This window comes from Devosia sp. (genome assembly GCF_039927955.1).
Taxonomy (GTDB): Bacteria; Pseudomonadota; Alphaproteobacteria; order Rhizobiales; family Devosiaceae; genus Devosia.
Window position 1 is genome coordinate 1 of the sequence record NZ_JBDSUA010000065.1, and the last position, 26,536, is coordinate 26,536.

Genomic DNA, 26,536 nt, shown 5'->3' on the forward strand with positions numbered 1-26,536 from the left:
CGGACAAATGCGCGATGATCCGCTCATCAGCTTGCCGGCAGTTCCCGCACGCTGATCATCCCGGCCAAGCCGGAAATGCGTGGAGGCCCTGCCTCAGTTACACCACGCTATGGGGCACGATCCCGCAACCGTCCATATACGCCGTCGCGTTCGCACAAAATTGTCTCGTGAACCCTTCCATCTTTGCAGGAGCGATACCGTATTCCCCTTCGATTAGAAGGAAGGGACGCGACCTTCGCGCCCATGCCAAAGTTCTTATCCAAGCCCTTAACCTTGCCGATTGACGCAGCTAGGTTTGTCATTCGGCCAAGTTCTTCGTCATCCATTCCTGGGCCGCTGTTCCATATAGATAGTTTTGGTGCACCTTCATCTGATACCGAGAAGATTACCTTCCCATCAGTTTCATGTTCTGCTGCTTCCAATGCATTCTTGAATAATTCTCGCAACATCATGACCTTCGGGCAGCGGTCAATAGTGCTTCGAACCAAGAAATCCTGATCATCAACACGTAAAGCGGAGACGGCGATATCGTCGTGCATGTCTGACCTCAAAGACTAAAGCGGTCGCGCCGCCTAGTGTTGGGAACTTCAAAACGACTTTCTACCTTAGCCACCTCGTCCCGCAATGCTTTGATGACTTTGCGCACTTCATTTTCCTCCCACTCATAAAGCTGCCTGTTAGAGAGGTTTCCAATCCGCTCTATGGCTTCTAGCGCCTTGTCGGTCCTGTTGGACGCCAACTCGCGGAATTTGGCCCGCTTCTTACTCACAGTTTCCATGCTCGCTCCTAGGGATTGGGTGCTCAGTGAACCGGATTTCATTGTATCAATCGAACAGTATTCGCGCAATACTTGCGTGAATATGCGGCGTAATAAAGCTTGCAGTATGCTTCGAAAAAATTAGCTCGCTACGTCATAATTGTGGTGTGTGCGCTTGATAAGCGCTATAATTCAAGCGCTTAACGCCAAAAATGAGATTGCTGACGGACCGCGCTCCGCCTATTTGTATGCAGCCAAACGCACTGTCGATACAGCATAGGAAGGTGCGTGCTGGTTTCGTAGATGCCCAGCAAGATCAACAAACTGGTCGGGTGAGTTAACGCGCTTCAAGTTTGACAATGTGCACGAGTATGATGCCGAGGCGGCTCAGGCGAACAGCTCAGGATGTTGGGGCGCTTCTAGCCACGGCCTAGCTCACGCAGTAAATTAGGCGCTGCGATGGTGCTGCGGCCTCGACTCCGACCCGTGGAACTGGCGCCATTTGAGCATGCCGTCGCGTCGCACCTCGGTCAGTCCGGCAACGTCCATATGCCCCGGGCTCTCGGCTAGAAACCAGACCACATTGCCTTCGTGGCCGGTGCTGATGGCCTTGAAATGCAAGGTGATGTTGGGATGGGCATCGCGCAGGGTGGTGAAGAACTTTTCCACATCTGGGATGCCCAGATGGACCTCAGACATCTCCGAGCCGGCAAAGAGTTGCGCCGACAGGCAGGCGCTTTGTTCATCGACCATATATGTGCCATGCTTGATATCGGCATCACTCAATGGAGCCCACATCATGCGTCTCGCAATCACCTTCAGCCTTTGCGCCCTGCTCTCGGTCAGCCCCGTGCTGACCGCTGCCTCCGTCAATGCGGCTGAAGCGGCTGCGCCAATTCGTGCCGCAGATAGTTGTAGCTGGTCGGCAGAGATGGAAGATGACGAGGGCGGACCGGTCATGGTCGCGTCGTCGTGCGCAAGCGATGCGGAATCCGGTCCGGCGTTTCGCCTGATGTGCGGCGACCAGATCAGCATCCGTTACGATGGCTTGGGGCTGGGTGACAACGCGCCTGAATCGGGCACGATGGTGCTGACCTCGGGTGGCAAGAGCCTTGATGCAGACGTCGTTCTTGAGGAAATGGACGGGGCGCTGGCCGCCTATGTGGACATGGGCAGCCCTGTCGTCGCGTTGTTCAAAACTGGCAGTGCGATCGGCGTGACATTCAAGGGCATGAGCCTGCCACCCCGCATGGTCTCGCTCAAGGGCAGCTCCGCTGCCATCGACAAGCTCATCAACGCCTGCAAATAATACAGCGCCGGCAGTGACCCCCGGCGTCGCTGTCCTTGCAGGGATCGACATGCGGGTGCGCTCGTCGGCCCCTTTGCATCGCCGAAAATTGCAGAGCGATTTATCGTCGCGACGTCGTGGTTCAACGGCACCCAATGACAGCCCATTCCCGGGCATCATCGGAACGGCAGCTAACCGCCCCGAAGTCACCGGTCTCCAAACGACCCCATTTCAGACACTCACGCGCAGATCTAGATTTCCCAAAACCTGCCGTTCCGTGCTCAGGTTCATGTCTACATTTCAGTCAAAGTCCGCCCCTGGGCGCTTGTTCGCAGTTTCCCAAAAGCCGGCATCGGAATAATTCCGATCGGCTCGACCCGTTTCGGCGCTCGAGATCACCTTGTCTCCGCCGCGAGGCACGGGAGCACGTCCTGCTGGAAATACGGCTTCTGATCGACCCAGAACATGTAGTTCACTTTGAGAAAGTCCTCGGCAAAGGCATGCAGCGCCGGAACGAGGTTGGTCCGGTCCTGGACGACCTCTTCGGAGTTGGTTTCGCCAACGTAGTTGCCATCCTGTACGGCAATACCAAGTGGCGCAGTAAACTCACCCTCATGCATCATGGCCAGGGCGTGGTTGAGTTGCCCCTTTTTCTTGAACATCAGGTCCGGCCCACCCAGGCCAACGCCGATCTTCTCGCCGAACGCGTAGATACTGCGCAGATAGCCTTCGTCCTCGAAGGGTAGCCACTCGCCGGGCATGAAGTTGGCGTAGATCATGGTGGTCGATTTAGGGAATGCCGTTCTCAGGGCCTGCATGTTGATCTTGACCGCCTCGGCGTAGCCAGCGGGACTGAACGAGGGGTCGGTTGCAGCGGAGACGCCGATCGCGGTTTCCTGCAGATTGATGCCTTCGACGGTGCCGTCGAACTGCTGGCCAAGTGCCTTGAGCAGCGCCGCAAAACGAGCTTGCACCCTCCCGTTCCAACGCTTGGCGACCCAGCCGTCCAGCGCGCCGTCGTCGGTAAATTGCGCGGCGGCGCCGCCATCGTAGGCCGCGCTCAGCAGGTAGTCCGGCACCGGTTTGTACTGGGGCGAGAACGAGCCATCCTGCAGCTGGATGAAGAGCTTTTTGCCATGGGCAGCGAGATAGTCGACATCGTCCTGGATCTCCGAGAAATCATACTGCCCCTCGGCAGGCTCCAGATTGCGCCACGAATACATGATCTGCGCGCCGACGAACCGCTCGCTGTTGAGCAGAGGATGGTCGTGGATGCTTTCGCGATCCCGGCTGAAATAGACGAAATGCTTGATGTCGTCGGCGCCAATGGGGCAGGTGGCATCGACATATTTCTTGTAGGCATTGAGATAGCGGTCGGCAGGGTTGTCCCAGCCCAGGCTCGGCGACGCCGCGAAGGCCGTTCCCAGAACAATCATCATCGCCAGCGCATACATCGGCTTCATCGTCTTCCTCATAGTTTGGATTGGCCCATGCCGGGCCCTTGCTGTGGGCGTAGCGCAGGGCCGTTGCAGCTTCGCCGTCGAAGTCGTGCAGCCTCTGTGCAGATTGCGTGCAGGCTAAGGGAAGGCGATCTCGAATATCGCGCCCTCGGCGCTGGCTACGGGCATCAGGCGGGCACCGTATAGACCGAGAATCGAGGTGACGATGGCAAGACCAAGTCCCGTCCCGCCAGCCGCCCGCCGCGTGGTGAAAAACGGTTCACCCAAGCGGTTGAGATCGATGTCGGCAAAGCCCTGGCCATTGTCAGTCAGCCGCAAGCAACGTCCGTCCCAGTCCAGCACCAGGCGGTCGGCACCATGGTTGCGGGCGTTCTGTGCCAGATGGGTCAGGATCACTTCACCGTGGCGGGTTGAGACCGGCAGGATTGCTTGCCTTTGCGTCAGGGTAATCGTGAGGCCTGCAATGTCGGGGATCATGTCGTCGAGAGGTCCCGGCGAGCCGGGAGACTGCCCGCGCGATCGCGTCACCTCGCGCAACTGGTCGAGCAGCCTGGCCATGCGTGCGCCCTGGCCCTTGATGGACGCCGCCAGCCTTTGCTTTTCGCTGTCTGACAGGCCGCCATCCTCAAGCAGTTCGGCGGCGCCAACGATGGCGGTTATCGGAGATTTGAGTTCGTGGGTGACGTGGTTGGTATAGATGCCGATTTCGCGCGTGTGCTGCGAGAGATTGGCAGCCATGACGGTCACCGCTTCGCCAAGTTCGGCGATCTCGCGCATGCCATAGTGAGGCAATGGCACGAGCTCGGTTTGTTTCCCGCCAGCCAAAAGCCGTGCCTGGTCGCGCAGGGCCAGTATCGGTCGCAGCACCATCTGAACGAGGACCGTCCCCATGATCGCGGCGCCCAACAGCGTCACCGCGAGGACAAGGATGAGCGCGGTACTTTGCTCGATGAAAAAGGTCTCGATCCTGGGCGGCGTGCGGGCGATATAAACCGCGCCGACCACGCGGTTGCTGCTGATGACCGGATAGGCGACGAGCACCTGAAAGCCGGTGCCGCGCATCAACGACAGCCAGGACCTGCTCGTGTCGGCCTGGCCATGCCAGCGCAACGCGACACCGATCTCGCCGCTCAGGGCTTTGTGCACCTCGGGAACCGCCGCAAGGCTGGTGGGTGTGTCGGCCGCCAGGTCCAGCCCGCGAAAATCGAGAAAAATGACGCCGGACAATGTGGTGTGACTGGCGCGTTGCTCCAACGCCTGCAGCTCAGGCGCAAAGCGCCGATAGCGAGGGTCGGGTGTTTCGGCACTGGGCAAGGCGGCAGGCCGGGCAGGCTCAATCTCAGTGCCCAGAACAAGCAGGAACGGCCGGAAGGTGCGCGCCTCGGCATTCCAGAACACCCTCTTGTCCGGTGGCAGGTAATAGCCTGGGACCGGTGCATCGTCCGGGCGTGCCTCGGTCTCGAACGCAGTCGAATAGGCGCTGGCATAGATTGCCGCCTGCTTGATCAGGGAGGATTCCGTCTCGTGGACGAACCAGGTGGTGCCGATCTGCAAGGCAAGGATGGCAATGAGCGGAACGGCCAACAGGCCGGCGCAGACCGCCAGCACCGCCAGAGCCATTGGCGGTCGCCATTTGCGGGTGACTGCTCTCACGCGGTGCAGGTGCCCAGCCTCATCCCGACTCCCCGCACGGTTTCAACCACGTCCTCATAGCCCAAGGCCTTCGCCTTGGCGCGGATATTGCGGACATGACTGTCGAGCGTTCGGCCGGACAGGCTTGTGTTGCCACCATAGATGGTATCGATCATCGCATTGCGGTCAATGACGAACCCCGGCCGACCAAGCAGGACGCCAAGCACGGCGAACTCGGTCACCGTGAGGCCCAGATCAACACCGCCCAGGGTAGAGCTGTGACGGTTGAAATCGATATGCAGGTCACCGTGGATGGCCTCAGTCGTCCCCGCAGGCTGGCCACGCGCCAGGATCGCCTTGATCCGCAGCACCAGTTCACGCGGCGAAAAGGGCTTGGTGACATAGTCGTCCGCACCCAGTTCAAAGCCCAGCACCCGATCGATCTCATCATCATGTGCAGTCAGGAAAATCACCGGCACGCTCGATCGCGTCCGGATGGCCTTGCAACAGGCAAAGCCATCCATGCCCGGCATGCCGACATCGAGGGCCACCAGATCAATGTGGGTCCGGCCGAGCTGTTCGAGGGCCGACCGCCCGTCCGCCGCCTCATGGACCACCATTCCGGCCCGTTCTACGGCGATACGGACGACGTTGCGGATATCCGGATCGTCATCCACGATCAAGACACTAGGACTCATCACCAAACCACTCGTTGAAAGGCGGCCGATCGATCAGCTTCTGCCTCCGACTTGCTGAACAGCATCATGCCCTGTCCTAAGCTGGCGCGGTCGAAGCTGCTTTGCCCTTGGTGCGAGCCTTGCCGAGCTGGATGATGCCGAACACCAGAGCGGCTCCGGCGGCGACGATGATCAGCGACAGCAGGGGCCGATAGAACAGCCAGGCGGTCGCGATGGTCAGCGTGCCGACGGTGAGGCCCATGATCCAGGCGATGATGCCGGTGCCGAAGCCGACGATCGAGCCGAGGAAGGGAAGGACGCTGGCGATAACGCTGAGCGGGCCGGTGACGAGGGCAAAGCCGGTAATAAGCAGCAACATGCCGACGCCGCGGATGATCCACGTGATGATGTTGTTTTCATCCGCCGCCGCCTTGAACATGGCTGGTGCCGCGACGACGCCGCTCTCGACGAGCTGGAGCGTATCGCCGGCTTTGGTCTGGTAGGGCGCAAAGCTATCGCCCGACTGCTGGGCGATGACGCTGATATCGCCCAGCGGAATCAGCTGATAGGCGATCTTGAGATCCCCGACGCTCGGCGAGGCCGGCTGTTGGCTGGCGACGATGACGCCATCGGCCAGCGATACGGGCACGCCCAGCGGGTTAGCGGCCTTTACGGCATCGAGATCGGCGCTCTTGATCGGATAAGCATTGGCGCCGCCAACGTCGTCGAGCACGCTTTTGGTCAGCACAAAATCGCCGAGCTTGCCGTCATCGATCTGGAAGACCTGGCTATCGAGGGCGGCCTGCGGGTTCTGGTGGTTGTCGGGCTGCTTGAATTCGGATGAATCGACGCGCCCTTCCTTCCATTCTTTCTTGTAGGTGTAGGTCGTGACGGTTTCTTCCCCGCCGCCCAGCTTTGTCTGCGTCTTGGAGCTTTCCTCCTCAACCCACTGGAACATTTCGACATGACGCGCGAGGCGAATGCCCTCGGCCTGAATGCCAAAGGCGTCATCAGTCAGCACCTGGCTGGTAACGACCGGACCGGTGACATGGATCAGCTTGCCCTCATTGGCGGGGTCAACCGGCGCATTTTCCACCAGCACCACGGCGCCCGCGCCTTCGGCCAGGGCCTTCTCGGTCTGGACGGCGCGGCCCTCGTTCCAGAACAGCAAAACGATCATGCCGACGATAAGCGCCAGCCCGATGAGCACCCCCGCAAATGAATTGCCGATGCGGCTGAACCAGGATTGGTGGGTTGTCGTGGTAAATGTGTCGCTCATGGCTGCCTCCCCGAGGGCAAATGAAATGCGGGCCGGAGGCCGCTCGATACTCCTCGCCCGCAAGTGTTGATACTCGCGTTATTCCCAAGTCCCTGCAAAATCAACGGGCCTTTTGCAAAGGTTGTAAAGGCCCTACTCAAGGGGGATGGCTGGACTTGTGATCACCCCTGCACAGGGAGTTGTTGTTCATGCTCGGCAGAGCAGCTTTCAAGGCCTGTACGCTCAAGCGGGACTGTCCGGATCCCACCCCCGGCCCGACCGTCCGTCTTCGACCCCATTTTTGCCGTTCAAGTTTGCTGTTAGCGATCCCGAAAGCTGCCGTATCCCAGGCGGATAATGTGCATTATGGAAAAGCGGAGTGCCTGATGCGGATTTTCAAGTTAGCAGCCCGGAGCGCGTTCAGTGTCATGGCCGTGAGCTTGCCTTGGCTGCTTTTGGTGATTGTGCCGTCCCTTGCATTTGGACAAGGTAAAGCAGCTCTCATGCTGGTCAGCATGATCAACGGTATCGGCCTGATTTTTCTCGGTATTGCCGTTTTTGTAGCTTCAGTGTTGTGGGATGATAGGCGCTGGTGGTGGGCACTTTTTGGGACATGCCTGTCTTTAAACGTGGCCTACTGGTTAATCAGAAGCGTTTATTTCCCCGAACCGCCTCCGCTGGGCGCGTCAACGCTCTACTTTGAGTATGAACCGTTCTTCGCCATATTTGCCATCCCGACAGTGGTAATCGCGATCATGGTCGGGACGTATTTCGACCGACTTTTCAATCGGGCGAGCAACTTTTGGCCCAGTGCATAAATCAAGATTAATGCACCGCCCTTCAGTTTCTGCGACCTCAATAACTTGCACAGGGCATACTTCCTCGCATTAGGCGCGCTCAAGCCCTTCTCTCCAGATCCTAGCGGCCGAAATTAAGAGCAAAATGCCTCCTAAAATGCCTCCGCCGTAGATATATTGGCGATTGAGGACGCGTTCGAGGATCCAGTCTCCAGGCTCCAACGGCGAAATCTCATTACCTTTTCGCATGGATGGATGACCATATTGAGGGTCGGTGATGAACTCGCATCCACCTGCGCTTGTCATCGATGGGCCCAGGCGGAGAAATTCGAAGCGCTCCTCCTGCGCATTGGACTCCTGCCTGGAAAGGAATGTTCCATCAAGTCTGAACAGGTCAACGGAGTTAGATCTGACGCTATGAATACTTAGCGTATCGTCTGGATTGACTGCGATCTTGAAAATGCCCCCTTTACTATCCGGGTCAAAGGCGGCGATGAACTCCCCTTGGCAGTTGTAGCGCTGAACGCGAACTGCGCGACCCATGATTGGATCGGTGAGCTTGACGAAGACGTCACCGGCCGGTGTCACCACAACCTGATCGAAAATACCTGTCGTCGGCCACGCTCTTACATTAATCGCACGTTGATAAAACAAGTTCGCGGCAGTTGCTCCGATCATGGTCAGGCAGATCATCACAAGGCCTATCCTACCAAACAGGTCCGAACGAGGCGGCCGATCTCGCCAGAAGAAAACACACAATGCCACGGTCATCAGCGCCGGAAAAGCGATCTCGATCCAATTTGCAGAAACGCTAGGGTTCATCGGTCGTTCTTCCTTTCTACCTGAGACAGTTTAGAGGCGCAGGGAAGAAATCCCGCAAGGAATCGGTACATGGTCGATCTGAATGCTATAAGCGCGATCGACCGAATGATCGTGAAAGCGTACGATGCAGCGGCTCAGACCCGGTAGCAGTTAATTGACTTTCTTCAACGATTGGCAATCAGCAGCGCTCGGACGGCGCAAGTCACACAGTGCATATATGAAGATTTTTGCACCAGTTTTCCCGCCCTACAATCCCAACAATTTTCGCCGTGCAAAAGTCAGGTGTGCATCTCGCCCGGTTCGCTATGGCAGGCCTCGATTAGATTTAGACGTCTGCTTTTGCCATCGCGTCGCCAAAAGCCGACAGTCTACATCCCACCGCAAGACGGACACGCCCCGGCGCCCGCCCGTTTACGCCCCTTGCTCTCCGCCACCCCATTGATCCCCCGCGTCCTTTGTGGCATGTCCGCGCGAACAGCCAAGCATGCCGACCGGATTGCAACCGGCGGTTTTTCGAGGACAGTATGGCCCGTATCGTTGTCAAGTTCGGTGGCACCTCAGTCGCCACCGTCGAGCGCATCCGTCAGGCGGCGCGGCACGTCAAACGCGAAGTCGATGCGGGGCACGAAGTTGCCGTCGTGGTTTCGGCGATGTCGGGCAAGACCAATGAGCTGGTGGGCTGGGTCAACGAAGCCTCAAAATTCCACGATGCGCGCGAATATGATGCCGTGGTGGCGTCGGGCGAGCAGGTGACGGCCGGCCTGATGGCGATCGTTTTGAGCGAGATGGGCATTCAGTCGCGCTCGTTCGCCGGCTGGCAGGTGCCGATCCATACCGATGACGCGCATGGCGCGGCGCGCATTACCGGGATCGATGCGACGACGCTGGACGATCGGATGTCCAATGGCTGGGTGCCGGTGATTACCGGCTTCCAGGGCGTATCGCCTTCGGGCCGGATCACCACGCTCGGTCGCGGCGGTTCCGATACCAGCGCGGTGGCCGTCGCTGCAGCGGTGAAGGCCGATCGCTGCGATATCTATACCGATGTGGATGGCGTTTACACCACCGACCCGCGCATCGTGCCCAAGGCGCAGCGGCTGTCCAAGATTTCCTTTGAGGAAATGCTGGAAATGGCGTCGCTGGGCGCCAAGGTGCTGATGATCCGCTCGGTGGAGCTGGCGATGGCGCAAAAGGTGCGCCTGGTGGTGCGTTCGACATTTGATGATCCGGATGCGCCACAGGTCGGCCCGGATGGATTGCCCGGGATTCCCGGTACCCTGGTTTGCGATGAGGATGAAATTTTGGAAAAGCAGATCGTTTCGGGCGTGACGCTCGCCAAGTCGGAAGCCAAGATCACCCTGCGCGACGTCAAGGACAAGCCGGGCGTGGCGGCAGCAATCTTTGGGGCGCTGGCCGACCAGTCGATCGTGGTCGACATGATCGTGCAGAACGTTTCCGATGATGGCAGCCTCACCGACATCACCTTTACGGTGCCGGACAGCGAATATGAGAAGGCCATCAAGGCGCTGCAAGGCAATACCAGCATCGAATATGCCAAGATCGTCGGCTCCAAGGGCGGGGCAAAGATCTCGGTCGTGGGGGTGGGCATGCGTAGCCATGCGGGCGTTGCATCCTCGATGTTCCGGGCGCTGGCCGACAAGGGCATCAACATCCAGCTGATCACCACTTCGGAAATCAAGACCTCGGTGTTGATCGACGAGCAATATGCCGAGCTTGCGGTTCGCGCGCTCCATACGTATTACGGTCTGGACAAGAAGGACGCCTGAGAGTTCATCCCGAACTCTACTGTGCCGGTCATCTGACGCGCTTTTCTGCGCTTCCGGTGCTCACGTACTGATGTACGTTGCGCTCCGGTTCTCGAAAAACACGCCAGATGACTCAGCCCAGCGAGTTCGGAACGAACTCTCCTGAGCCAAGGGCACCGTCCGGTCGAAGGGGGGCGGCTCAGGTCGCCATTGTGTCGAATATGGCCACGAGCATTGGCGGCCCGCGTGTGCTGTTGCGGCAATTGCGCGAGACCATGGCGGAGCCGCTGGCTTCCCAGGAGCGCCTCGACAAGATCGTCACGCTGATCGCGGACAATATGCGCGCCGACGTGTGCTCGTTTTACGTGCTGCGCGATGACGGCGCGCTCGAGCTGTTCGCCACCAAGGGCCTGGCCCCCGAATCAGTGCACATGACCACACTGCGGCTGGGCGAGGGCCTGGTCGGCCTGATCGCTGCCGAAGCCGAGCCGCTGTCGCTCGACGACGCCCCCAGCCATCCTGCCTTTGCCTATCGTCCGGAAACGGGCGAAGAGCGCTACAATGCCTTTCTTGGCGTGCCGGTCTTGCGCGCCGGGCAGACGCTGGGCGTGCTGGTGGTGCAGAATGCCGAGCGGCGCAAATATGGCGAGGATGAAACCGAAGCCATGCTCACGACGGCCACAATTCTGGCCGAGATGATCGCGACCTCGGATTTCGACAATCTGATCAAGCCGGGGTCCGATATCGACCTGAGGCGGCCCCGCATGTTCACCGGCGTAAGTTTGACCGATGGCGTGGCGCTGGGCACGGTGGTGCTGCACGACCCGCGCGTCGTCGTCACCAATTTCATTGCCGAAGACACCGAACAGGAAAAGGCCCGGCTGGTCGAGGCACTCGAGCGGATGCGCGTCTCGATCGATGCCATGCTCGACCATGGCGACATGCAGCCGTCGTCGGATCACCGGGAAATCCTCGAGACTTACCGGATGTTCGCCAATGACCGGGGCTGGGTACACCGGCTGACCGAGGCGATCGAGAACGGGCTGTCGGCGGAAGCTGCGGTAGAGCGGGTGCAGAACGATACCCGCGCCCGCATGCTGCGCCAGACCGACCCCTATATCAAAGACCGGCTGCACGATCTGGATGATCTGGCCAACCGGCTGCTGCGCACGCTGACCGGCGACCATCAGGGGCGCGGGCGCAATCTGCCCGACAACGCCATCCTGGTGGCCCGCAATATGGGTCCGGCGGAACTGCTGGAATATGACCGCACCAAAATCCGCGGCATCGTGCTCGAAGAAGGCGGCGCCACGGCGCACGTGGCCATCGTGGCGCGCTCGCTGGGGCTGGTCGCTGTCGGGCAGGCCGAATCGATCGTGTCGATGAGCGAAAGCGGCGACGACATCATTCTCGATGGGCCGGCGGGCATCGTGCATCTGCGTCCGACGGCCGATATCGAGCAGGCCTATATCGACAAGGTCAAGGTTTCGGCCAAGCGGCGCGCCCATTATGCAGCGCTCAAGGACAGGCCCTCGATCACCAGAGACGGGATCGAGATCACCCTGTTGCACAATTCCGGGCTGGTGGCCGACCTGCCGATGCTGGACGATACCGGCGCTTCGGGCGTCGGGCTGTTCCGCACCGAGTTGCAGTTCATGATTGCCTCCAAGCTGCCCCGGCTCAACGAGCAGCGGGAGCTTTATACGCAGGCCATGGAGATTGCCGGGACGCGCCCGGTGGTGTTCCGGCTGCTCGATATCGGCGGCGACAAGGTGTTGCCGTATCTGCGTTCGGCGACCGAAGAAAATCCGGCAATGGGCTATCGCTCGATCCGGCTGGGGCTGGACCGACCCGGCCTGCTACGCACCCAGATCCGGGCGCTGCTGCTGGCCGCCAATGGAAGGCCACTGAAAATCCTGGTGCCAATGGTCACCGAGACCTTCGAGTTCCGGCAGACGCGGCTGGTGGTCAACAAGGAAATCGAGCGGCTGCGGCGGGCTGGTTCGCCAGTGCCGTCCAAGCTCGAACTGGGCGTGATGGTGGAAGTGCCATCGTTGCTGTTCGAATTGGATCAATTGCTGCCGGAGGCGGATTTCGTATCCATCGGTTCCAACGATCTGGTGCAGTTCCTGACGGCTTCGGACCGCGCCAATCCGCGCGTCTCCAAGAGCTACGATCCGATCGGCATGCCGCGCCTGCGCGCCTTCCGCCATATCGTGGATGCAGCGCGACGCTACAATGTGCCGATCACCATGTGTGGCGAACTCGCCGGCAAGCCGGTGGAAGCCCTGGCGCTGATGGCCATCGGCATGACCCGGCTCTCCATGGGTCCGGCCTCGATCGGGCCGATCAAGGAACTGGTGCTGAACCTGGACCTGAAGCCGATCCGCGAGTCGGTAGCGGCAGCATTGCTGGATGGTTCGGACGGCATCGCCATCCGCGCACTGCTGCAGGAATGGATCGACAAGCAAAACCTGCCGGTTTGATTTTCGCCAAGCCGGCCTGCAAATGGCGGTATTCTGCGCTTCCGGTGCTCACGTACCGAGGTACGCTCCGCTCCGGTTCTCGAAAACCACCATTTTCGTCTCGGCCTGACGAAAATCAGGTGCCCACCCGCGGGTGACGAGCCGCGGGTGTGGACATGGCGTTGCGACGTCCGTTCGTCCACCGCACACTTGCAGTTCACCCCCGACGCCCTTAAACGCTCGGAGTGAACCGGAAAGAATACGCATGGCAACGCTTCCCCAGGACAAGCTCGACGCATTGGAGATGCGCTTCAACTATGTTGAGGCGGCGCTGTCGGGTGGGGCCGGGCCGGATGAGTTCGTCAAATTCTCCAAGGAACATGCCGAGCTGGCGCCGATTGTCGGCCCGATCGTGGCCTACAAGAAAACCCTGCGCGATCTGGCCGACGCCGAAGAGCTGATGAAATCGGGCGACGCGGAACTGCGCGAAATGGCCGAGAGCGAGGTCTATGAGTTGCGCGCGGCGGTGGAACAGGCGGTCGCCGAAATCCGCATCCTGCTGTTGCCCAAGGACGAGGCCGACGACAAGTCGATCATCCTAGAAATCCGCGGCGGTACGGGTGGCGACGAGGCGGCCTTGTTCGCCGGCGATCTGTTCCGCATGTATGAGCGTTACGCCACCCTGCGCGGCTGGAAAGTTTCGGTGATGGAAGAAAGCGCCGGCGAAATGGGCGGCTTCAAGGAAATCATCGCCAATGTGAGCGGCAAGGGCGTTTACGCGCGGATGAAGTTCGAGAGCGGTGTGCATCGGGTGCAGCGCGTGCCGGCGACCGAAGGCTCGGGCCGTATCCATACCTCGGCGGCGACCGTGGCCGTGCTGCCCGAGGTCGAGGAAATCGACATCGACATCAAGCCCGAAGACATCCGCATCGATACCATGCGCGCTTCGGGCGCCGGCGGGCAGCACGTCAACACCACCGACTCTGCCGTGCGGATCACCCACTTGCCCACCGGCATCATGGTGACTTCGGCGCAAAAGAGCCAGCACCAGAACCGGGCGCTGGCCATGCAGGTGCTGCGGGCGCGGCTCTACGAACAGCAGCGCAATACCCGCGATACGGCGCGCGCCGAAGCGCGCAAGGATCAGGTGGGTTCGGGCGACCGCTCCGAGCGCATCCGCACCTATAATTTCCCACAGGGCCGGGTGACCGACCACCGCATCAACCTGACGCTGTACAAGCTCGACAAGGTGATTGCCGGCGAAGCGCTGGACGAATTGATCGAGGCGCTGATCACCGAGCATCAGGCTGAATTGCTCGCCGATATGGAAAACGCCAACTGAGCGACGCCCTGACCATCGGCGCCCTGTGGCGGCAGTGGCGCGACATGCTGGTGCGGCTGGGGTTTCCGACGGCGGCGCTGGATGCCAAGCTGCTGGCCGGCGCGGCTTTTGGCCTGAGCAGCCTGCAAATGGCGACGCGGGAGGGGGAGAGGGTCACCCCGGGGCAGGTCGAGGTTCTGGCCGGGTTCATGCAGCGGCGGCTCTCCGGCGAGCCGGTGGCGCGGATTTTGGGCGAGAAAGAATTTTACGGCCTGAACTTCAGGCTCAATGGCGCAACGCTGGTGCCGCGGCCCGATACCGAGCTGCTGGTCGATCTGGCGCTGGAGGCGATCCGTGAGCGGGCGGCGATCGTGCTTGATCTGGGGACTGGGACTGGGTGTATCCCGATTGCGATTCTGGCTAACGCACCGAATGTGCAGGCGGTGGCAGTGGATCTGAGCGCTGAAGCGCTGGAATGCGCGGCGGGCAATGCTCATCGCAACGGGCTTGAAGATCGGCTGACACTTTTGCAGGGGTCTTGGTTCGAACCGCTGGTTTGGGACCGGCTTGCCTTTGGCGCGAGTGGCTCACCCCCACCCCTGTCCCCTCCCCACAAGGGGGAGGGAGACGACGAACACCAGACTCCGGGTCTGAGCCTCCCTCCCCTTGATGGGGAGGGGCCGGGGGTGGGGTGGGGCCGAGCCAGCCATGCAACTGACAAGTCTCTCTTGATGAGGGGTGGGGGTTCTCCGGTCTTCGACCTGATCCTCTCCAACCCGCCCTATATCGAAACCGCCGTGATCGATACGCTCGCCACCGATGTGCGCGATTTCGATCCACTGCTGGCACTGGACGGCGGGCCCGATGGCCTGGCGCCATACCGGATCATTGCAGCAGAGGCGCGAACCTGGCTCAAGCCCGGCGGACAGTTGCTGGTGGAGATTGGGGGCGAGCAGGGGGCGGCGGTGATGGCGCTGTTGGAGGCGGCGGGTTTTGCCGATGTGACGGTATTTCATGATCTGGCCGGACTTGACCGGGTGGTGCGCGGAACCCATCTAGAGCGGTAACACCGGGGGAAAACCGGGGTCAGCGAGCGCCGCGCAGGGGCGCGACATATTTTCCGCTTGGAAATCGGTGGCAAACCAGCTAATTTCCAGGTGCTGTCAACGGCGCATCATGAGCGCCACGGCGATGGCCACCCGATCATCGGTATTGCTGCAAGGCGCAGCGCGGCCCCGGAACATCCCGGCCCACGCGATGATGATGACGGTCAGGGCCTTTGCTGTTTGCATTTCAGGTCTTCATGAAGCCGGATTATTCCCCGATGCAGGATCCTTGCGAGGACCGCCGGGAGTTGGCCGACCCAGGCATATTGCCGGTCCGCCAGAAGCGTGACGCTTGTTTTCACGAGTTAAAAAAGCGACCAGATGAGACCCATTCAGCAGAATAATAACAACAAGAACAACAACAATAACCGCACGCGCGGTCGCAATGGTGGACGCAAGCACGTCAATCCGCTGTCGCGCAATTTCGAGAGTAACGGCCCCGACGTGAAGGTGCGCGGCAACGCGGCCCATATCGCCGAAAAATATATGCAGCTGGCTCGTGACGCGCAATCGTCCGGCGATTCGGTGATGGCGGAGAACTATCTCCAGCATGCCGAGCATTATTTCCGCATCGTTTCCGCCGCCCAGCCGCAGCCGTTTGGCCAGGCCAGTGACGGCGACGACTACGATGACGATATGCCCGAGCCCAATAACCGGTTTTCCTCGCCGCAGCCCGTGCAGCAGCAGGTCGAGCAGGACCAGGATGGCGGCGGCCAGCAGCAGCCGCAGCAGAACGGCAATAACGGCAATGGCAGCCAGCCGCGGCAGGAGCGCGAGCAGCGCGAATTCCGTCAGCCGCGCGAAGCCCGCACCCGCCCGCCCGGCGAAGTGCAGGTCCGCCCGGTGGTTGAAGCCCAGCCGGTGGTTGTGGCGCAGGTCGAAAGCGAAGAAGTCCCGGTGGAAGCCGGCGCCGATGGCGAAGTGCGCAAGGTGCGCGAGCGCCGTCCGCGCCGCCGTCGTCCGACCACGGAAGGCGCCGATCCAGCCGGCGCTGAGCAGCCCGATGTTGGCGATCTGCCAGCGTTCATCACTGCCGGGGGCACGCCGAACCTGGCTGACTAAGCCAGTCGATCAATTCTGGGAAGAGGCCGGGCCATGCCCGGCCTTTTCGTTTGGCGGCTGCAAACCCGGCCTTAAGCAAAGCGGGCTAGGGTTTGCGCAGCGCTCACCATCCAGGCAGTTTTCGTGACCGGACCCCACCGCACCCTTCGCCTCAGCCTGCTGGCGGTCTGCGTGCTGTTTCTGGGGTTTTTCTGCAAAGCCAAGTTTGCCGAAACGCTGGGTATTTCCGGCATGCTCTATGCCAACGGCACCCCGGTTGGCGGGGATTTCATCAATCTGTGGTCAGTGGCCCAACTGGTGCTGTCCGGGCATAGCGGGCAGATTTACGATTCCGCCGCCTTCATGGCGTTCGAGCGCACGCTGACCGGCGGCGATCTCGGCTTGCGGCTGTGGGCCTATCCACCCCACTCGCTGCTGGCGGCGTGGCCGTTTGGCCTGCTCGGGTTTTATCCGGCTCTGGCCGCGTGGTCGCTGCTGAGCCTTGTGGTGTTGTGGTTCGGCGCGCGCCGTTTCGGTTTTGAACGGCTGGAAGCGGCGATCATTGTGCTGTCGCCCGCCTCGGTGCTGAGCCTTTATTATGGCCAGACCGGCAATCTTGCCGCGGGCCTGCTGTTGTTCGCCCTGTCGGTCCGCGGACCCGGCGCGGCGATTGCCGCCAGCCTGCTGAGCTTTAAGCCGCAGACGGGGGTTCCTGCTGCCGGTACTGTGGCTGTTCCAGCGCCGCTGGTGGGCGATTGCCGGAACTGCCGCGCTGACCATGGCCTTGGTCGCGGTTGCCTCCCTGCTGTTCGGGATTGGCGCATGGCGCGATTATCTGGGCGATACGCTGCCGTTGCTGGGTCAGCTTGAACGGTTCGGCACCGGCCCATTCATGTACATGGTGCCGTCGGCCTTCATGGCCCTGCGCCTCCTGACCGGCAATGGCGATCTGGCGCTGCTGCTGCATCTGGGCTTTGCCACTGTGGTCGGCATTATCGTGCTGGTCCGGCTGTGGCAGGTGAATGATCCGGTCCGCCGGGCGGCGCTAGTGATGATCGCCACGGCGTTGATGACGCCCTATTTGCACAATTACGATCTGGTGGTGGTGCTGTGTGGGGCGCTGCTGGTCGGCGTGCTGGTGGCGGTGGCGCTGATCCTGCCCAATGCGGTCGTCACGCTCAACGCGCTGGGCATTCCAGTTTCGCCGCTGTTGATCCTGCCGCTATTGTTCCTGGCCTGAGCCTCTTTTTGTTTGAGCGCGGCTTCCCATATAGGTGTTGTCACTGGTCAGCGCCGATAGCGGGCGGCCGGCGCACAACACTTCCGACGACCGTCTCGTGCCTGTGGGCGAGCCGGCGGGCGACAAAAGGAGAGTTGCATGAACATTGAAAAATACACCGAGCGCGCACGCGGTTTTATCCAGAACGCGCAGACCCTGGCCCTGGGCAAGGGCCACCAGCAATTTTCGCCGCTGCATCTGCTCAAGGTCCTGCTTGATGACCACGAGGAAGGCATGGCGGCCGGGCTGATCGGACGGGCGGGCGGCAACGCCAAGCTGGTGCTGGCCCAGACCGAAGCGGCCTTGAACAAGGTCCCGGTCGTCTCCGGTGACAACGGCCAGGTTTACCTGAGCCGCGAAATCGCGCGGGTCTTCGACACCGCCGAGAGCGCCGCGCAGAAATCGGGCGACAGCTTTGTCACCGTCGAGCGGCTGCTGCTGGCCCTGGTCATTGAAAAGGATACCGACGCTGGCAAAATTCTTGCTGCGGGCGGGGTGACGTCCAATGGCCTCAACGATGCCATCAACGAAATCCGCAAGGGGCGCACGGCTGACAGTGCTTCGGCTGAGAACGGCTATGATGCGCTCAAGAAATATGCCCGCGACCTGACCCAGGCGGCGCGTGACGGCAAGCTCGACCCGGTGATCGGCCGCGACGAGGAAATCCGCCGCACCGTGCAGGTGCTGTCGCGCCGCACCAAGAACAACCCGGTGCTGATCGGCGAACCCGGCGTCGGCAAGACCGCTATCGTCGAAGGCCTTGCCATCCGCATCGTCAATGGCGACGTGCCCGAAAGCCTGAAGAACCGCTCGCTGATGTCGCTGGACATGGGCGCGCTGATTGCCGGCGCCAAATATCGCGGCGAATTCGAGGAACGGCTGAAAGCCGTGCTCACCGAAATCGACGGCGCCGATGGCAAGATCATCCTGTTCATCGACGAAATGCACACCCTGATCGGGGCCGGCAAATCCGACGGCGCCATGGATGCGTCCAATCTGCTCAAACCGGCGCTGGCGCGCGGGGCGCTGCATTGCGTTGGCGCCACCACGCTGGATGAATATCGCAAGCACGTGGAAAAGGACGCTGCGTTGGCGCGTCGCTTCCAGCCGGTGTTTGTCGATGAGCCAACGGTGGAAGACACCATCTCGATCCTGCGCGGGCTCAAGGAAAAGTATGAGCTGCATCACGGCATCCGGATTTCCGACAGCGCCATCGTGGCTGCCGCGACGCTGTCCAACCGCTATATCGCTGACCGTTTCCTGCCCGACAAGGCCATCGATCTGATGGATGAATCCGCCGCGCGCCTGCGCATGGCGGTTGAATCCAAGCCCGAGGCGCTGGACGAGCTGGATCGCCGCATCATGCAGCTCAAGATCGAACGCGAAGCGCTGCGCAAGGAAACCGACGACGCCTCCAAGACTCGACTGGATCGCCTTGAGGGCGAACTGGCGGATCTCGAGGAAGAGTCGGCGGGCTTTACCCAGCGCTGGCAGGCCGAAAAGACCCGGTTGCAGGGCAGCCAGAAGGTCAAGGAAGAGCTGGACAAGGCGCGCACCGAACTGGAAGCAGCGCAGCGCGCCGGCAATCTGGCCCGGGCCGGTGAGCTGGCCTATGGCGTGATCCCGGAGCTGGAACGCCAGAGCAAGGCGGCCGACGGCAAGGAAGTCGGCACCGGCTCGGCGCTGGTCGAGGAAGTGGTGCTGCCCACCCACATTGCCCAGGTGGTGTCCCGCTGGACCGGCATTCCGGTCGATCGGATGCTGGAAGGCGAACGCGAAAAGCTGTTGCAGATGGAAGCCCAGCTCGGCCATCGCGTCATCGGCCAGGCCGATGCGGTTGGCGCCGTGGCCAAGGCCGTGCGGCGGGCCCGGGCCGGGTTGCAGGACCCGAACCGGCCGATCGGCTCGTTCATGTTCCTGGGGCCAACCGGGGTCGGCAAGACCGAGCTGACCAAGGCGCTGGCGGAGTTCCTGTTCGACGATGAACACGCCATGGTGCGGATCGATATGTCCGAATACATGGAGAAGCACTCCGTGGCCCGGCTGATCGGCGCGCCTCCGGGTTATGTCGGCTATGACGAAGGCGGGGTTCTGACCGAGGCGGTACGCCGCCGACCGTATCAGGTGGTGCTGTTCGACGAAATCGAGAAGGCGCATCCGGATGTGTTCAACATCCTGCTGCAGGTGCTCGACGACGGGCGGCTGACCGACGGGCAGGCGCGCACGGTGGATTTCCGCAATACCATCATCATCATGACCTCCAATCTTGGATCGGACCATCTGGTCGGGCTCAAGGAAGGGGAGACGGTGGAACTGGTGCGCGGCAAGGTGCTCGATGCGGTCAAGCAGGCGTTCCGCCCGGAATTCCTCAACCGGATCGACGATATCATCCTGTTCCACCGGCTCGAACGCCAGCATATGGGCGCTATCGTCGATATCCAGCTGACGCGCCTGCGCGAACTGCTCAAGGAGCGCGATATTTCGCTCGAACTGACGGCGCTGGCGCGCGATTGGCTGGGCAATGAGGGCTACGATCCGCTCTATGGGGCGCGGCCGCTCAAGCGGGTCATCCAGCGCGAAGTGCAGGACAATCTGGCCGACGAAATCCTGTCGGGCCGCATTGCCGATGGCGCCAAAGTGGTCGTCGATATCGGCGAGGAGGGACTGATCGTCCGCCATGCCGGACCGGTGCAGACCGACGCTGCGGCCTGATGATAAGGCGCCACTTCACGCTTGCACTGGTCAACTAACAAACTCGGTGTCATCCCGGCGCAGGCCGGGATCCATCCCTAGATATCAGGATGGGCCCCGGCCTGCGCCGTGGTGACAATCGAGTGTGCCGTTGTCTCAATTGTAGAGTGCAACACCATACCGGCGCCCCTTGCGACATCAATGCCGTTTTGATAAGAACATAACAAGAACAGTAGTGAGGGCGAACATGACTGATCAGATCGACTATATCGAATTTCCGAGTCCCGACCGGGCGGCGACCAGCCGGTTCTTCAGTGCTGCCTTTGGGTGGTCGATGACCTCTTACGGGCCGGATTATGATGGTCTGAACGGCGCTGGTATCGATGGCGGCGTTGACCAGTCGGACCAGCGGGTCGGCGCCACCATGGCGATCGTGCGCACCGATGACCTGGATGACGCAGAAGCGCGGGTGATTGCGGCGGGTGGCACCATTACCCTGCCGCAATTCGATTTCCCGGGCGGACGGCGGTTTCATTTCCGTGAGCCGGGCGGCAATGAGCTGGCGGTGTGGGTGGAGCGTGCTGAATGACGCAGGCGAAAGCCGCTGAATGTGCTATGGCTTACCCCAGTGCATAGGCAACCGGATTTGCGTAGTGACCACAGACCATGACCATGAGGGCAGTGTCGATAGGATGCTTGACACGCCCCATCTTGCCGATGCGCTCGAAAGTGACCGGTTCAAGCAATTTCTGGATCATGTTCCGTTCGGCATTGCGGTGGCCGAACTCAAGCCGGTCGAGAGCCTGACCTACGCCAATCCCGAATTCGAGCGGCTGGTCGGGCTGGCTGCGGCCGATCTGCAGGGCAGGCCCTGGGAGGTGCTGCCGGACAATGTGGTGTCAAAAATCGATGGCACCTTGCTGCGCGAGGCGGTCGGCCTGCAGGTCGATTATATCGGCACCTATGAGGTCAGGTTGGGCGAGACGACAACGCTGGTCGATGCCTGGTCCAACATCATCGAAGACGATGCCGGCACGCCGATGTTCCGCCTGGTGGCCCTGGCTGAAACCCTCAACAATCCGGTCGAGGGCGAGCCCGATCTCAAGAGCCAGCTTGAGGAAAAGGACACGCTGCTGCGCGAGTTGCAGCACCGGGTCAAAAACAATCTGCAGATGATCACCGCGCTGATCCGGCTGGAAGCGCGCAATGTGCCTGACAAGGCCTCGGGCGTGGCGTTCCAGCGCCTGGCCGGGCGGATCAATTCGCTGGCGCTGCTCTATACAGCGCTCTCCAATGACGACATGCCCGATAGCGTCGATCTGGGCGTCTATCTCAGCCAGGTGGCCTCGGCGGTGATGGCCACCCACGCCGTGGAAGGCATCAGGCTCAATTTGCAGGTCGATACCTGGCCGGTTTCGGTCAATGTCGCCATGCCGACCGGGCTGGTGGTGAACGAGTTGATGACCAACGCCCTCAAATACGCCTTCATCGGTCGCGAGGGCGGCACGATCACCGTTCATAGCCTGGTCAATGAAACCGGCTGCCTGGTGACTGTCGCCGATGATGGCGTCGGACTGGCGGATGGCGAAACCTGGCCCAAGCCCGGCAAGCTCAGCGCCTTGATCGTCCACTCCCTTGGCCAGAACGCCAAGGCAGAGGTGCAGGTCAACTCCGCCCCCGGCGCTGGTGTGCGTGTCACGATTTTCTTCGCCCGCGCCAATGCCGAGCCGGGCAAGGCCTGACTCGGCAATCCTAATCACCGGGTCATTCCCGCGCAGGAGGGAATCCATTCTCGACCAACCCTCAAACAACTCATCGGCCAGCAGGGCGATAGAATCTAGATTGTGTCATGATCCATCTCGCCACCGGACGGCACCTCCCCCTTGATGGGGGAGGATGGGAGGGGGTGTGCGGAGCCCGGATATAGTGGCTCCCAACCCCCACCAACCAAGCAAACATGCTAAACCTTTGCCGATTGCACAGGTGAGTCATGACCCAAACAGCCGACACCACAACAACGGGGCAGGGCTTCGTGGCCCCGGATCAGCGTAAATTCGTACTGATCGCCGCGATCCTGGCGTCCAGCATGGGCTTTATCGATGGCTCGGTGCTGTCGATCGCGATTCCGGCAATGCGCTCCAATCTGGGAGCGACGCTGGCTGATGCGCAGTGGGTTTCCAATGGCTACATGCTGTTTCTGGCCTCGCTGATCCTGCTTGGCGGAGCGGCCGGGGATCGGTTCGGGCTGCGCAATACCTTCAGCTTTGGCATCGTGCTGTTCGTGCTCGCCTCCGTAGCGTCGTCCCTGGCACCAACGCCGATCCTGTTGATCGGAGCGCGGGCCATCCAGGGGATTGGCGCGGCCTTCATGGTGCCGGGTAGCCTGGCGATCATCGCCAAGGCCTATCCCAAGGAAGAACGCGGCAAGGCCATTGGCGTCTGGGCCTCGGCCGCCTCGCTGACCTCGATCCTGGGGCCGGTGATCGGCGGGTTCGTGCTGTCGAGTTTTGGTGACTGGAGCTGGCGGCTGATCTTTGCGGTCAATCTGCCGCTGGGCGCCGGCGCGCTGGCGCTGCTCTGGTTCAAGGTGCCGACAGATCCGGTCAGCGCCGGGCGGCGGCTCGATATTGTCGGGGCGATCCTGGCCAGTCTGGCGCTGATGCTGATCGCCTTTGGTCTCAGCAATGACAGCGGCGACAGCACGCCACTGGCGTCGCATCTGCTGCTGTATTGCGGCGGCGGGCTGGTCTGTGCGGCGCTGTTCCTGCTCTGGGAAGCGCGGACCAAAACACCAATGCTGCCATTGCGGCTGTTCGGCAAATTGGGGTTTTCCGGCGCCAATGCGCTGACCTTCGTACTGTATTTTTCGCTGTCGGGCGTGATGTTTTTCCTGCCGATGACCATGATTGCCGGCTGGGGCGTGTCCCCTGCGATGGTGGCGTTTTCGTTTCTGCCGCTCGGCGTGTTGCTGACGGTGCTGTCCTCGTTCAGCGGCAAATGGGCGGACCGGTTCGGGGCAGGGCCGTTGATTGCAGCCGGCGCAGTGCTGGTGGCGCTGGCCTTTGCCGGGCTCGGCTTTACCGCGCCTTGGCAAAGCGTGTGGTTCGGCGTGTTGCCCTGCATCGTGCTGCTGGGGCTGGGCATGGGGCTGGTGGTATCGCCGCTGTCGACCGCGGTGATGACCTCGGTGGATGATGCCGATACCGGAATTGCCTCAGGCGTCAACAATGCGGTGTCCCGCGTTGCGGGACTGGTCGCCGTGGCGTTGATGGGGGCGGTGGTGGCCTCGGTGTTCGAGCAGGCACTCGGAACCGCCGCCGAATTGCCGATCTTTTTCGGGCTGCCGGGTGATCCGGCCCTGGGCACGGAAGCGGAGGCATTGCGCGTTCATGCCACCGATCTGGCCTTTGGCACCGTGGCCTATATCACCGCCGTGCTGGCACTGATTTCGGCCGGTATCGCCTGGGTGACGCTGGAGCGAAAGTTCTAGCCGCTATTTGGCCGAGGCGACATTGACCGGGGAGGCGTCGCGCTTCATCAGGTCGCTGATCTGGGCGACGACCTGCTTGAAGCCGCTTTCGTCCTGGGCGCTCAACGTGGTTTCGCGCGGCAGCTTGACGCTGAGCGGATCGACCAGATTGCCGTTGATCTTGACCTCGAAGTGCAGATGCGGGCCGGTGGAATAGCCCGTAGTGCCGACATAGCCGATGATCTGGCCCTGGCGCACCGGCGTGCCGACCTTGATGCCGTCGGCCAGCCGGCTCATATGGCCGTAAGCGGTTTCGTAGCCGTTGACGTGCTGGATTTCGATCTTGTTGCCATAGCCGTTCTGCCAGCCTGCAAATTCGATCGTGCCATCGGCGGCCGCAAAAATCTTGGTGCCGGTGGGGGCGGCCAGATCGACGCCGGTATGCAGTTTGCGGGTGTGGAAAATCGGATGGATGCGATAGCCGAAACGCGATCGCAGCGTGCCACCACCCTGCAGCGGACGGCGATTGAGGAAACGCTTGCCGGTCTGCCCCTCGGGATCGAAATAGCCGATCGAGCCATCGGCCGAAGCAAACCGATAAAGCTGGCGCTGGGTCGAGCCCAGGGTCAGCCCGACATAGAGCAGTTCCTGCTTGCCGGCCTCATCGGGCGCGGTTTCCAGGATTTCGATATCGTCACCGGCGCTGATCTTCTTGGTCAGATCAAGATCATAGGCAAACATGCCGATAATGCGCTTGATGGTGTCGTCGGCCAGATCATGCTTGCGGCCGGTTTCCCAGAGCGAGCGATAGATCGAGGGCAGATTGGCGACGTTGACCTCTTCGGTGTCCTCATCGGGGAAGGCGATTTCGGCGGGAGCCAGGCCCAGCACATATTGGCCCTTGTCGGTCAAAGCCACCGTGGCGCGATGGACATCGGCACCAGTCTTGTCTTCATGCACATAAATGCTCATGCGATAAGGGATCAGGCTGGCCGAAGTGCGCGATGGCCCGAACAGGATGCGCAGGCGGGCGCCGGGCGGCAATTGCACCACCGGGAACACATTGTGCAGCGTGGCGTTGATCGCCATCACCATGGCATCGGTGAAGCCGTTCTTTTTCAGTACTTCGTCGAGTGCGGTCTTTTCCTTGATGGTCAGGATGCGCTCGGTGCGGCCCAGCCCGAGCTCATCGGCTGAGGTGGTCTTGGGCATGATGGTGACGTTTTCCGCCACCCCGCCCAGTACAGCGCTGGCATCGCCAGCACCCAGTTCACGGACTGCCGGGGTCGGGCCGGCATAGGCGAGCGCCCCGCCTGACGTATCCACGTCGGAATAGTTGGCTTCCACGGTCTGGCGGACAAACAGAGCCGCAGTCTGGTCATTGATGGCGCGTGGCGGCACAAAGCTCATCGGCATTGCCACCAGCCGCACGGCGACCTGGCCTTCGACTTCGGCGCCATAGATATCGGTATTGACCTCCGGCGCATCGGCGGGGGCGGGCGTCGGCGTGCTGACATAAGCTGTCGGATCATAGGGCGGTACGTCGTCGGACAGGGCCGTTGCCGCCGTCGCCAGCGTAGCGCGAATGCGCATGAATGGCTGATTGCGGATCATGTCGCGGCCGTCGACGGTTTCGCGAATGCTGGCGTCAATGACTTCCAGCTCGGAACGGGTCTTGGTCACCGGCCGAACCCGGTCGGTCTTGGCGTTCGGATCAGTGGGGGTTTGCAGCTCGGTGGGCGGTGCCGCCAGCCGCAGCGCTTCATAGGCGGTGGAGAAATTGTTCTGCCCCTGGAAAGAGACATAGAGCGCTGCGCCCATCAACAGCACGCTGGTCAGCCCGGTCATCACCGTGCCGCTGAGCCAGGCAAAGCTCAGCTCGCGGCCATGGGGGATTTCGCCGTCGGTCGATTGCACGGTCAGCGCCGGACTATCTTCATAGCCGGTCGCCTTCAACAATGCCGCGTGCCGATTTCGCTGCGTTGCGTTCAACGCGTCATCCTCACCAAAACGGAAAGCCTGCCCCGGCCGATATGTTGCCCTATTCTGTCGCCGACGCAATTGCGTGGCGCCCTCTATAGCAGCCGGACGGCCGTAATCACCAGTAAATGCGGCCAAACTAGGCCTTGGGGGCTGCCGGGCGGGTCTGGCGTGACGAATTAATGAACCGCCCAGCTGGAGTTATCCCCAGCCTCCAAGATAATGGGTCGCTGATGAAATTGAGTGTTGACCCCGCCAAGGGGCCTCCCTATAACGCACCAACTTCACGGAGACGACGCGCCGCAAGGCACCGAGTTAACGCTAAGTTACTGAAATCGGGATCAAATTCTAGTTTTCAGGTTTTCAGCGCCGGATGATTTCGGAACGATGAAAATAGGGTGTTGACACTCAAACATGAGTGGCTTAGAACCCGCCCACCAACGACGCCGAGCACGAGTTGCTCCCACTGTTGGTGACTTCTAATTCGAACGGGCATTGGGCCGGGAAACCGGGGCAAAGTTCTGTTCGCCAAGTTTGAGAGCCTCGGCTTTCGGATTTGATCATGAGGCGCTGCCTCATCGACGTTAGCCCTTTGAGGCTCTGGTCGGTTTTTTGACATTGTGAAGAGAGAAGAAAGAGAAACGTGGCCGGCGATGTTCTTGCGGGTAGGTGTTTGGGGTAACCTGAGCATTTGCCATTATGAAGCGACCATCGACTGTCTGCTACG

The 26,536-nt window shown here is 61.1% G+C and carries 23 protein-coding genes; 13 read left to right on the forward strand and 10 right to left on the reverse strand.

All coding sequences use genetic code 11. The features are described from left to right. Positions 1–107: 107 nt before the first annotated feature. From ABIT12_RS15745 to ABIT12_RS15755, 3 genes are all read right to left on the reverse strand, one after another. Complete coding sequence (locus ABIT12_RS15745) at positions 108–539, reverse strand: ATP-binding protein (RefSeq protein WP_348041805.1); 432 nt, start codon at positions 537–539, stop codon at positions 108–110. A gap of 8 nt (positions 540–547) precedes the next feature. After that, on the reverse strand, positions 548–778 hold the full coding sequence (locus ABIT12_RS15750) for a hypothetical protein (protein ID WP_348041806.1): 231 nt from the start codon (positions 776–778) through the stop codon (positions 548–550). A gap of 426 nt (positions 779–1,204) precedes the next feature. Then, entirely contained in the window at positions 1,205–1,543 is a 339-nt protein-coding gene (locus tag ABIT12_RS15755) for a hypothetical protein (protein ID WP_348041807.1), read from the reverse strand. Positions 1,544–1,556: 13 nt separating this feature from the next. Between ABIT12_RS15755 and ABIT12_RS15760 the strand changes: the two genes are divergently transcribed. Continuing rightward, the gene (locus tag ABIT12_RS15760; protein WP_348041808.1) at positions 1,557–2,066 is read left to right on the forward strand and encodes a hypothetical protein; all 510 of its coding nucleotides are present in this window, start codon (positions 1,557–1,559) and stop codon (positions 2,064–2,066) included. A 374-nt stretch (positions 2,067–2,440) separates the two neighbouring features. Here ABIT12_RS15760 and ABIT12_RS15765 read toward each other — a convergent pair whose 3' ends face one another. The 4 genes from ABIT12_RS15765 to ABIT12_RS15780 all read right to left on the reverse strand — a co-directional run bounded on the left by ABIT12_RS15765 (position 2,441) and on the right by ABIT12_RS15780 (position 7,093). Then, positions 2,441–3,508: a hypothetical protein gene (locus ABIT12_RS15765; protein ID WP_348041809.1), complete on the reverse strand. Its 1,068-nt coding sequence runs from the start codon at positions 3,506–3,508 to the stop codon at positions 2,441–2,443. Between the two features lie 114 nt (positions 3,509–3,622). Continuing rightward, positions 3,623–5,125, reverse strand: coding sequence for a histidine kinase dimerization/phospho-acceptor domain-containing protein (locus tag ABIT12_RS15770; protein ID WP_348041810.1), 1,503 nt, complete (start codon positions 5,123–5,125; stop codon positions 3,623–3,625). Between the two features lie 29 nt (positions 5,126–5,154). Continuing rightward, on the reverse strand, positions 5,155–5,835 hold the full coding sequence (locus tag ABIT12_RS15775; protein ID WP_348041811.1) for a response regulator transcription factor: 681 nt from the start codon (positions 5,833–5,835) through the stop codon (positions 5,155–5,157). A gap of 76 nt (positions 5,836–5,911) precedes the next feature. Next, positions 5,912–7,093: a TMEM43 family protein gene (locus ABIT12_RS15780; protein WP_348041812.1), complete on the reverse strand. Its 1,182-nt coding sequence runs from the start codon at positions 7,091–7,093 to the stop codon at positions 5,912–5,914. A 365-nt stretch (positions 7,094–7,458) separates the two neighbouring features. Here ABIT12_RS15780 and ABIT12_RS15785 point away from each other — a divergent pair, with 365 nt between their 5' ends. Continuing rightward, complete coding sequence (locus tag ABIT12_RS15785; protein ID WP_348063373.1) at positions 7,459–7,890, forward strand: hypothetical protein; 432 nt, start codon at positions 7,459–7,461, stop codon at positions 7,888–7,890. Positions 7,891–7,959: 69 nt separating this feature from the next. Here the strand turns inward: ABIT12_RS15785 and ABIT12_RS15790 are convergent, their stop codons facing one another. After that, entirely contained in the window at positions 7,960–8,691 is a 732-nt protein-coding gene (locus ABIT12_RS15790) for a hypothetical protein (RefSeq protein ID WP_348041814.1), read from the reverse strand. A 524-nt stretch (positions 8,692–9,215) separates the two neighbouring features. Between ABIT12_RS15790 and ABIT12_RS15795 the strand changes: the two genes are divergently transcribed. The 4 genes from ABIT12_RS15795 to ABIT12_RS15810 all read left to right on the forward strand — a co-directional run bounded on the left by ABIT12_RS15795 (position 9,216) and on the right by ABIT12_RS15810 (position 15,310). Next, positions 9,216–10,478 carry an aspartate kinase gene (locus ABIT12_RS15795; protein ID WP_348041815.1) on the forward strand — a complete coding sequence of 421 codons (1,263 nt, stop codon included), beginning with the start codon at positions 9,216–9,218 and terminating at the stop codon, positions 10,476–10,478. Between the two features lie 200 nt (positions 10,479–10,678). After that, positions 10,679–12,943, forward strand: a complete 2,265-nt coding sequence (gene ptsP / locus ABIT12_RS15800; RefSeq protein ID WP_348041816.1) for a phosphoenolpyruvate--protein phosphotransferase — start codon at positions 10,679–10,681, stop codon at positions 12,941–12,943. Positions 12,944–13,187: 244 nt separating this feature from the next. Further along, positions 13,188–14,264, forward strand: a complete 1,077-nt coding sequence (gene prfA / locus ABIT12_RS15805; RefSeq protein ID WP_348041817.1) for a peptide chain release factor 1 — start codon at positions 13,188–13,190, stop codon at positions 14,262–14,264. A gap of 23 nt (positions 14,265–14,287) precedes the next feature. Beyond that, positions 14,288–15,310 carry a HemK/PrmC family methyltransferase gene (locus ABIT12_RS15810; protein WP_348041826.1) on the forward strand — a complete coding sequence of 341 codons (1,023 nt, stop codon included), beginning with the start codon at positions 14,288–14,290 and terminating at the stop codon, positions 15,308–15,310. A 96-nt stretch (positions 15,311–15,406) separates the two neighbouring features. Here the strand turns inward: ABIT12_RS15810 and ABIT12_RS15815 are convergent, their stop codons facing one another. After that, complete coding sequence (locus ABIT12_RS15815; RefSeq protein WP_348041818.1) at positions 15,407–15,535, reverse strand: hypothetical protein; 129 nt, start codon at positions 15,533–15,535, stop codon at positions 15,407–15,409. A 135-nt stretch (positions 15,536–15,670) separates the two neighbouring features. On the opposite strand from ABIT12_RS15815, the gene ABIT12_RS15820 reads away from it, so the two are divergent. The 7 genes from ABIT12_RS15820 to ABIT12_RS15850 all read left to right on the forward strand — a co-directional run bounded on the left by ABIT12_RS15820 (position 15,671) and on the right by ABIT12_RS15850 (position 23,850). Further along, complete coding sequence (locus ABIT12_RS15820; protein ID WP_348041819.1) at positions 15,671–16,411, forward strand: DUF4167 domain-containing protein; 741 nt, start codon at positions 15,671–15,673, stop codon at positions 16,409–16,411. A 123-nt stretch (positions 16,412–16,534) separates the two neighbouring features. Next, positions 16,535–17,260 (forward strand): glycosyltransferase 87 family protein, encoded by a 726-nt coding sequence (locus ABIT12_RS15825; protein WP_348041820.1) that lies wholly within the window; start codon positions 16,535–16,537, stop codon positions 17,258–17,260. Beyond that, the gene (locus ABIT12_RS15830) at positions 17,145–17,630 is read left to right on the forward strand and encodes a glycosyltransferase 87 family protein (protein WP_348041827.1); all 486 of its coding nucleotides are present in this window, start codon (positions 17,145–17,147) and stop codon (positions 17,628–17,630) included. The genes ABIT12_RS15825 and ABIT12_RS15830 overlap by 116 nt, the downstream gene beginning before the upstream one ends. A 138-nt stretch (positions 17,631–17,768) precedes the next feature. After that, the gene (clpB, locus tag ABIT12_RS15835; RefSeq protein ID WP_348041821.1) at positions 17,769–20,381 is read left to right on the forward strand and encodes an ATP-dependent chaperone ClpB; all 2,613 of its coding nucleotides are present in this window, start codon (positions 17,769–17,771) and stop codon (positions 20,379–20,381) included. Between the two features lie 226 nt (positions 20,382–20,607). After that, positions 20,608–20,949 carry a VOC family protein gene (locus tag ABIT12_RS15840; protein ID WP_348041822.1) on the forward strand — a complete coding sequence of 114 codons (342 nt, stop codon included), beginning with the start codon at positions 20,608–20,610 and terminating at the stop codon, positions 20,947–20,949. 64 nt (positions 20,950–21,013) lie between these two features. Further along, a complete protein-coding gene (locus tag ABIT12_RS15845) occupies positions 21,014–22,102 on the forward strand; it encodes a histidine kinase dimerization/phosphoacceptor domain -containing protein (protein ID WP_348041823.1) in 1,089 nt (362 codons plus the stop codon). A 248-nt stretch (positions 22,103–22,350) separates the two neighbouring features. Continuing rightward, a complete protein-coding gene (locus ABIT12_RS15850; protein WP_348041824.1) occupies positions 22,351–23,850 on the forward strand; it encodes an MFS transporter in 1,500 nt (499 codons plus the stop codon). 3 nt (positions 23,851–23,853) lie between these two features. On the opposite strand, the gene ABIT12_RS15855 is transcribed toward ABIT12_RS15850, so the two are convergent. Next, positions 23,854–25,821 (reverse strand): M23 family metallopeptidase, encoded by a 1,968-nt coding sequence (locus tag ABIT12_RS15855; protein ID WP_348041825.1) that lies wholly within the window; start codon positions 25,819–25,821, stop codon positions 23,854–23,856. Between the last annotated feature and the right edge of the window lie 715 nt (positions 25,822–26,536).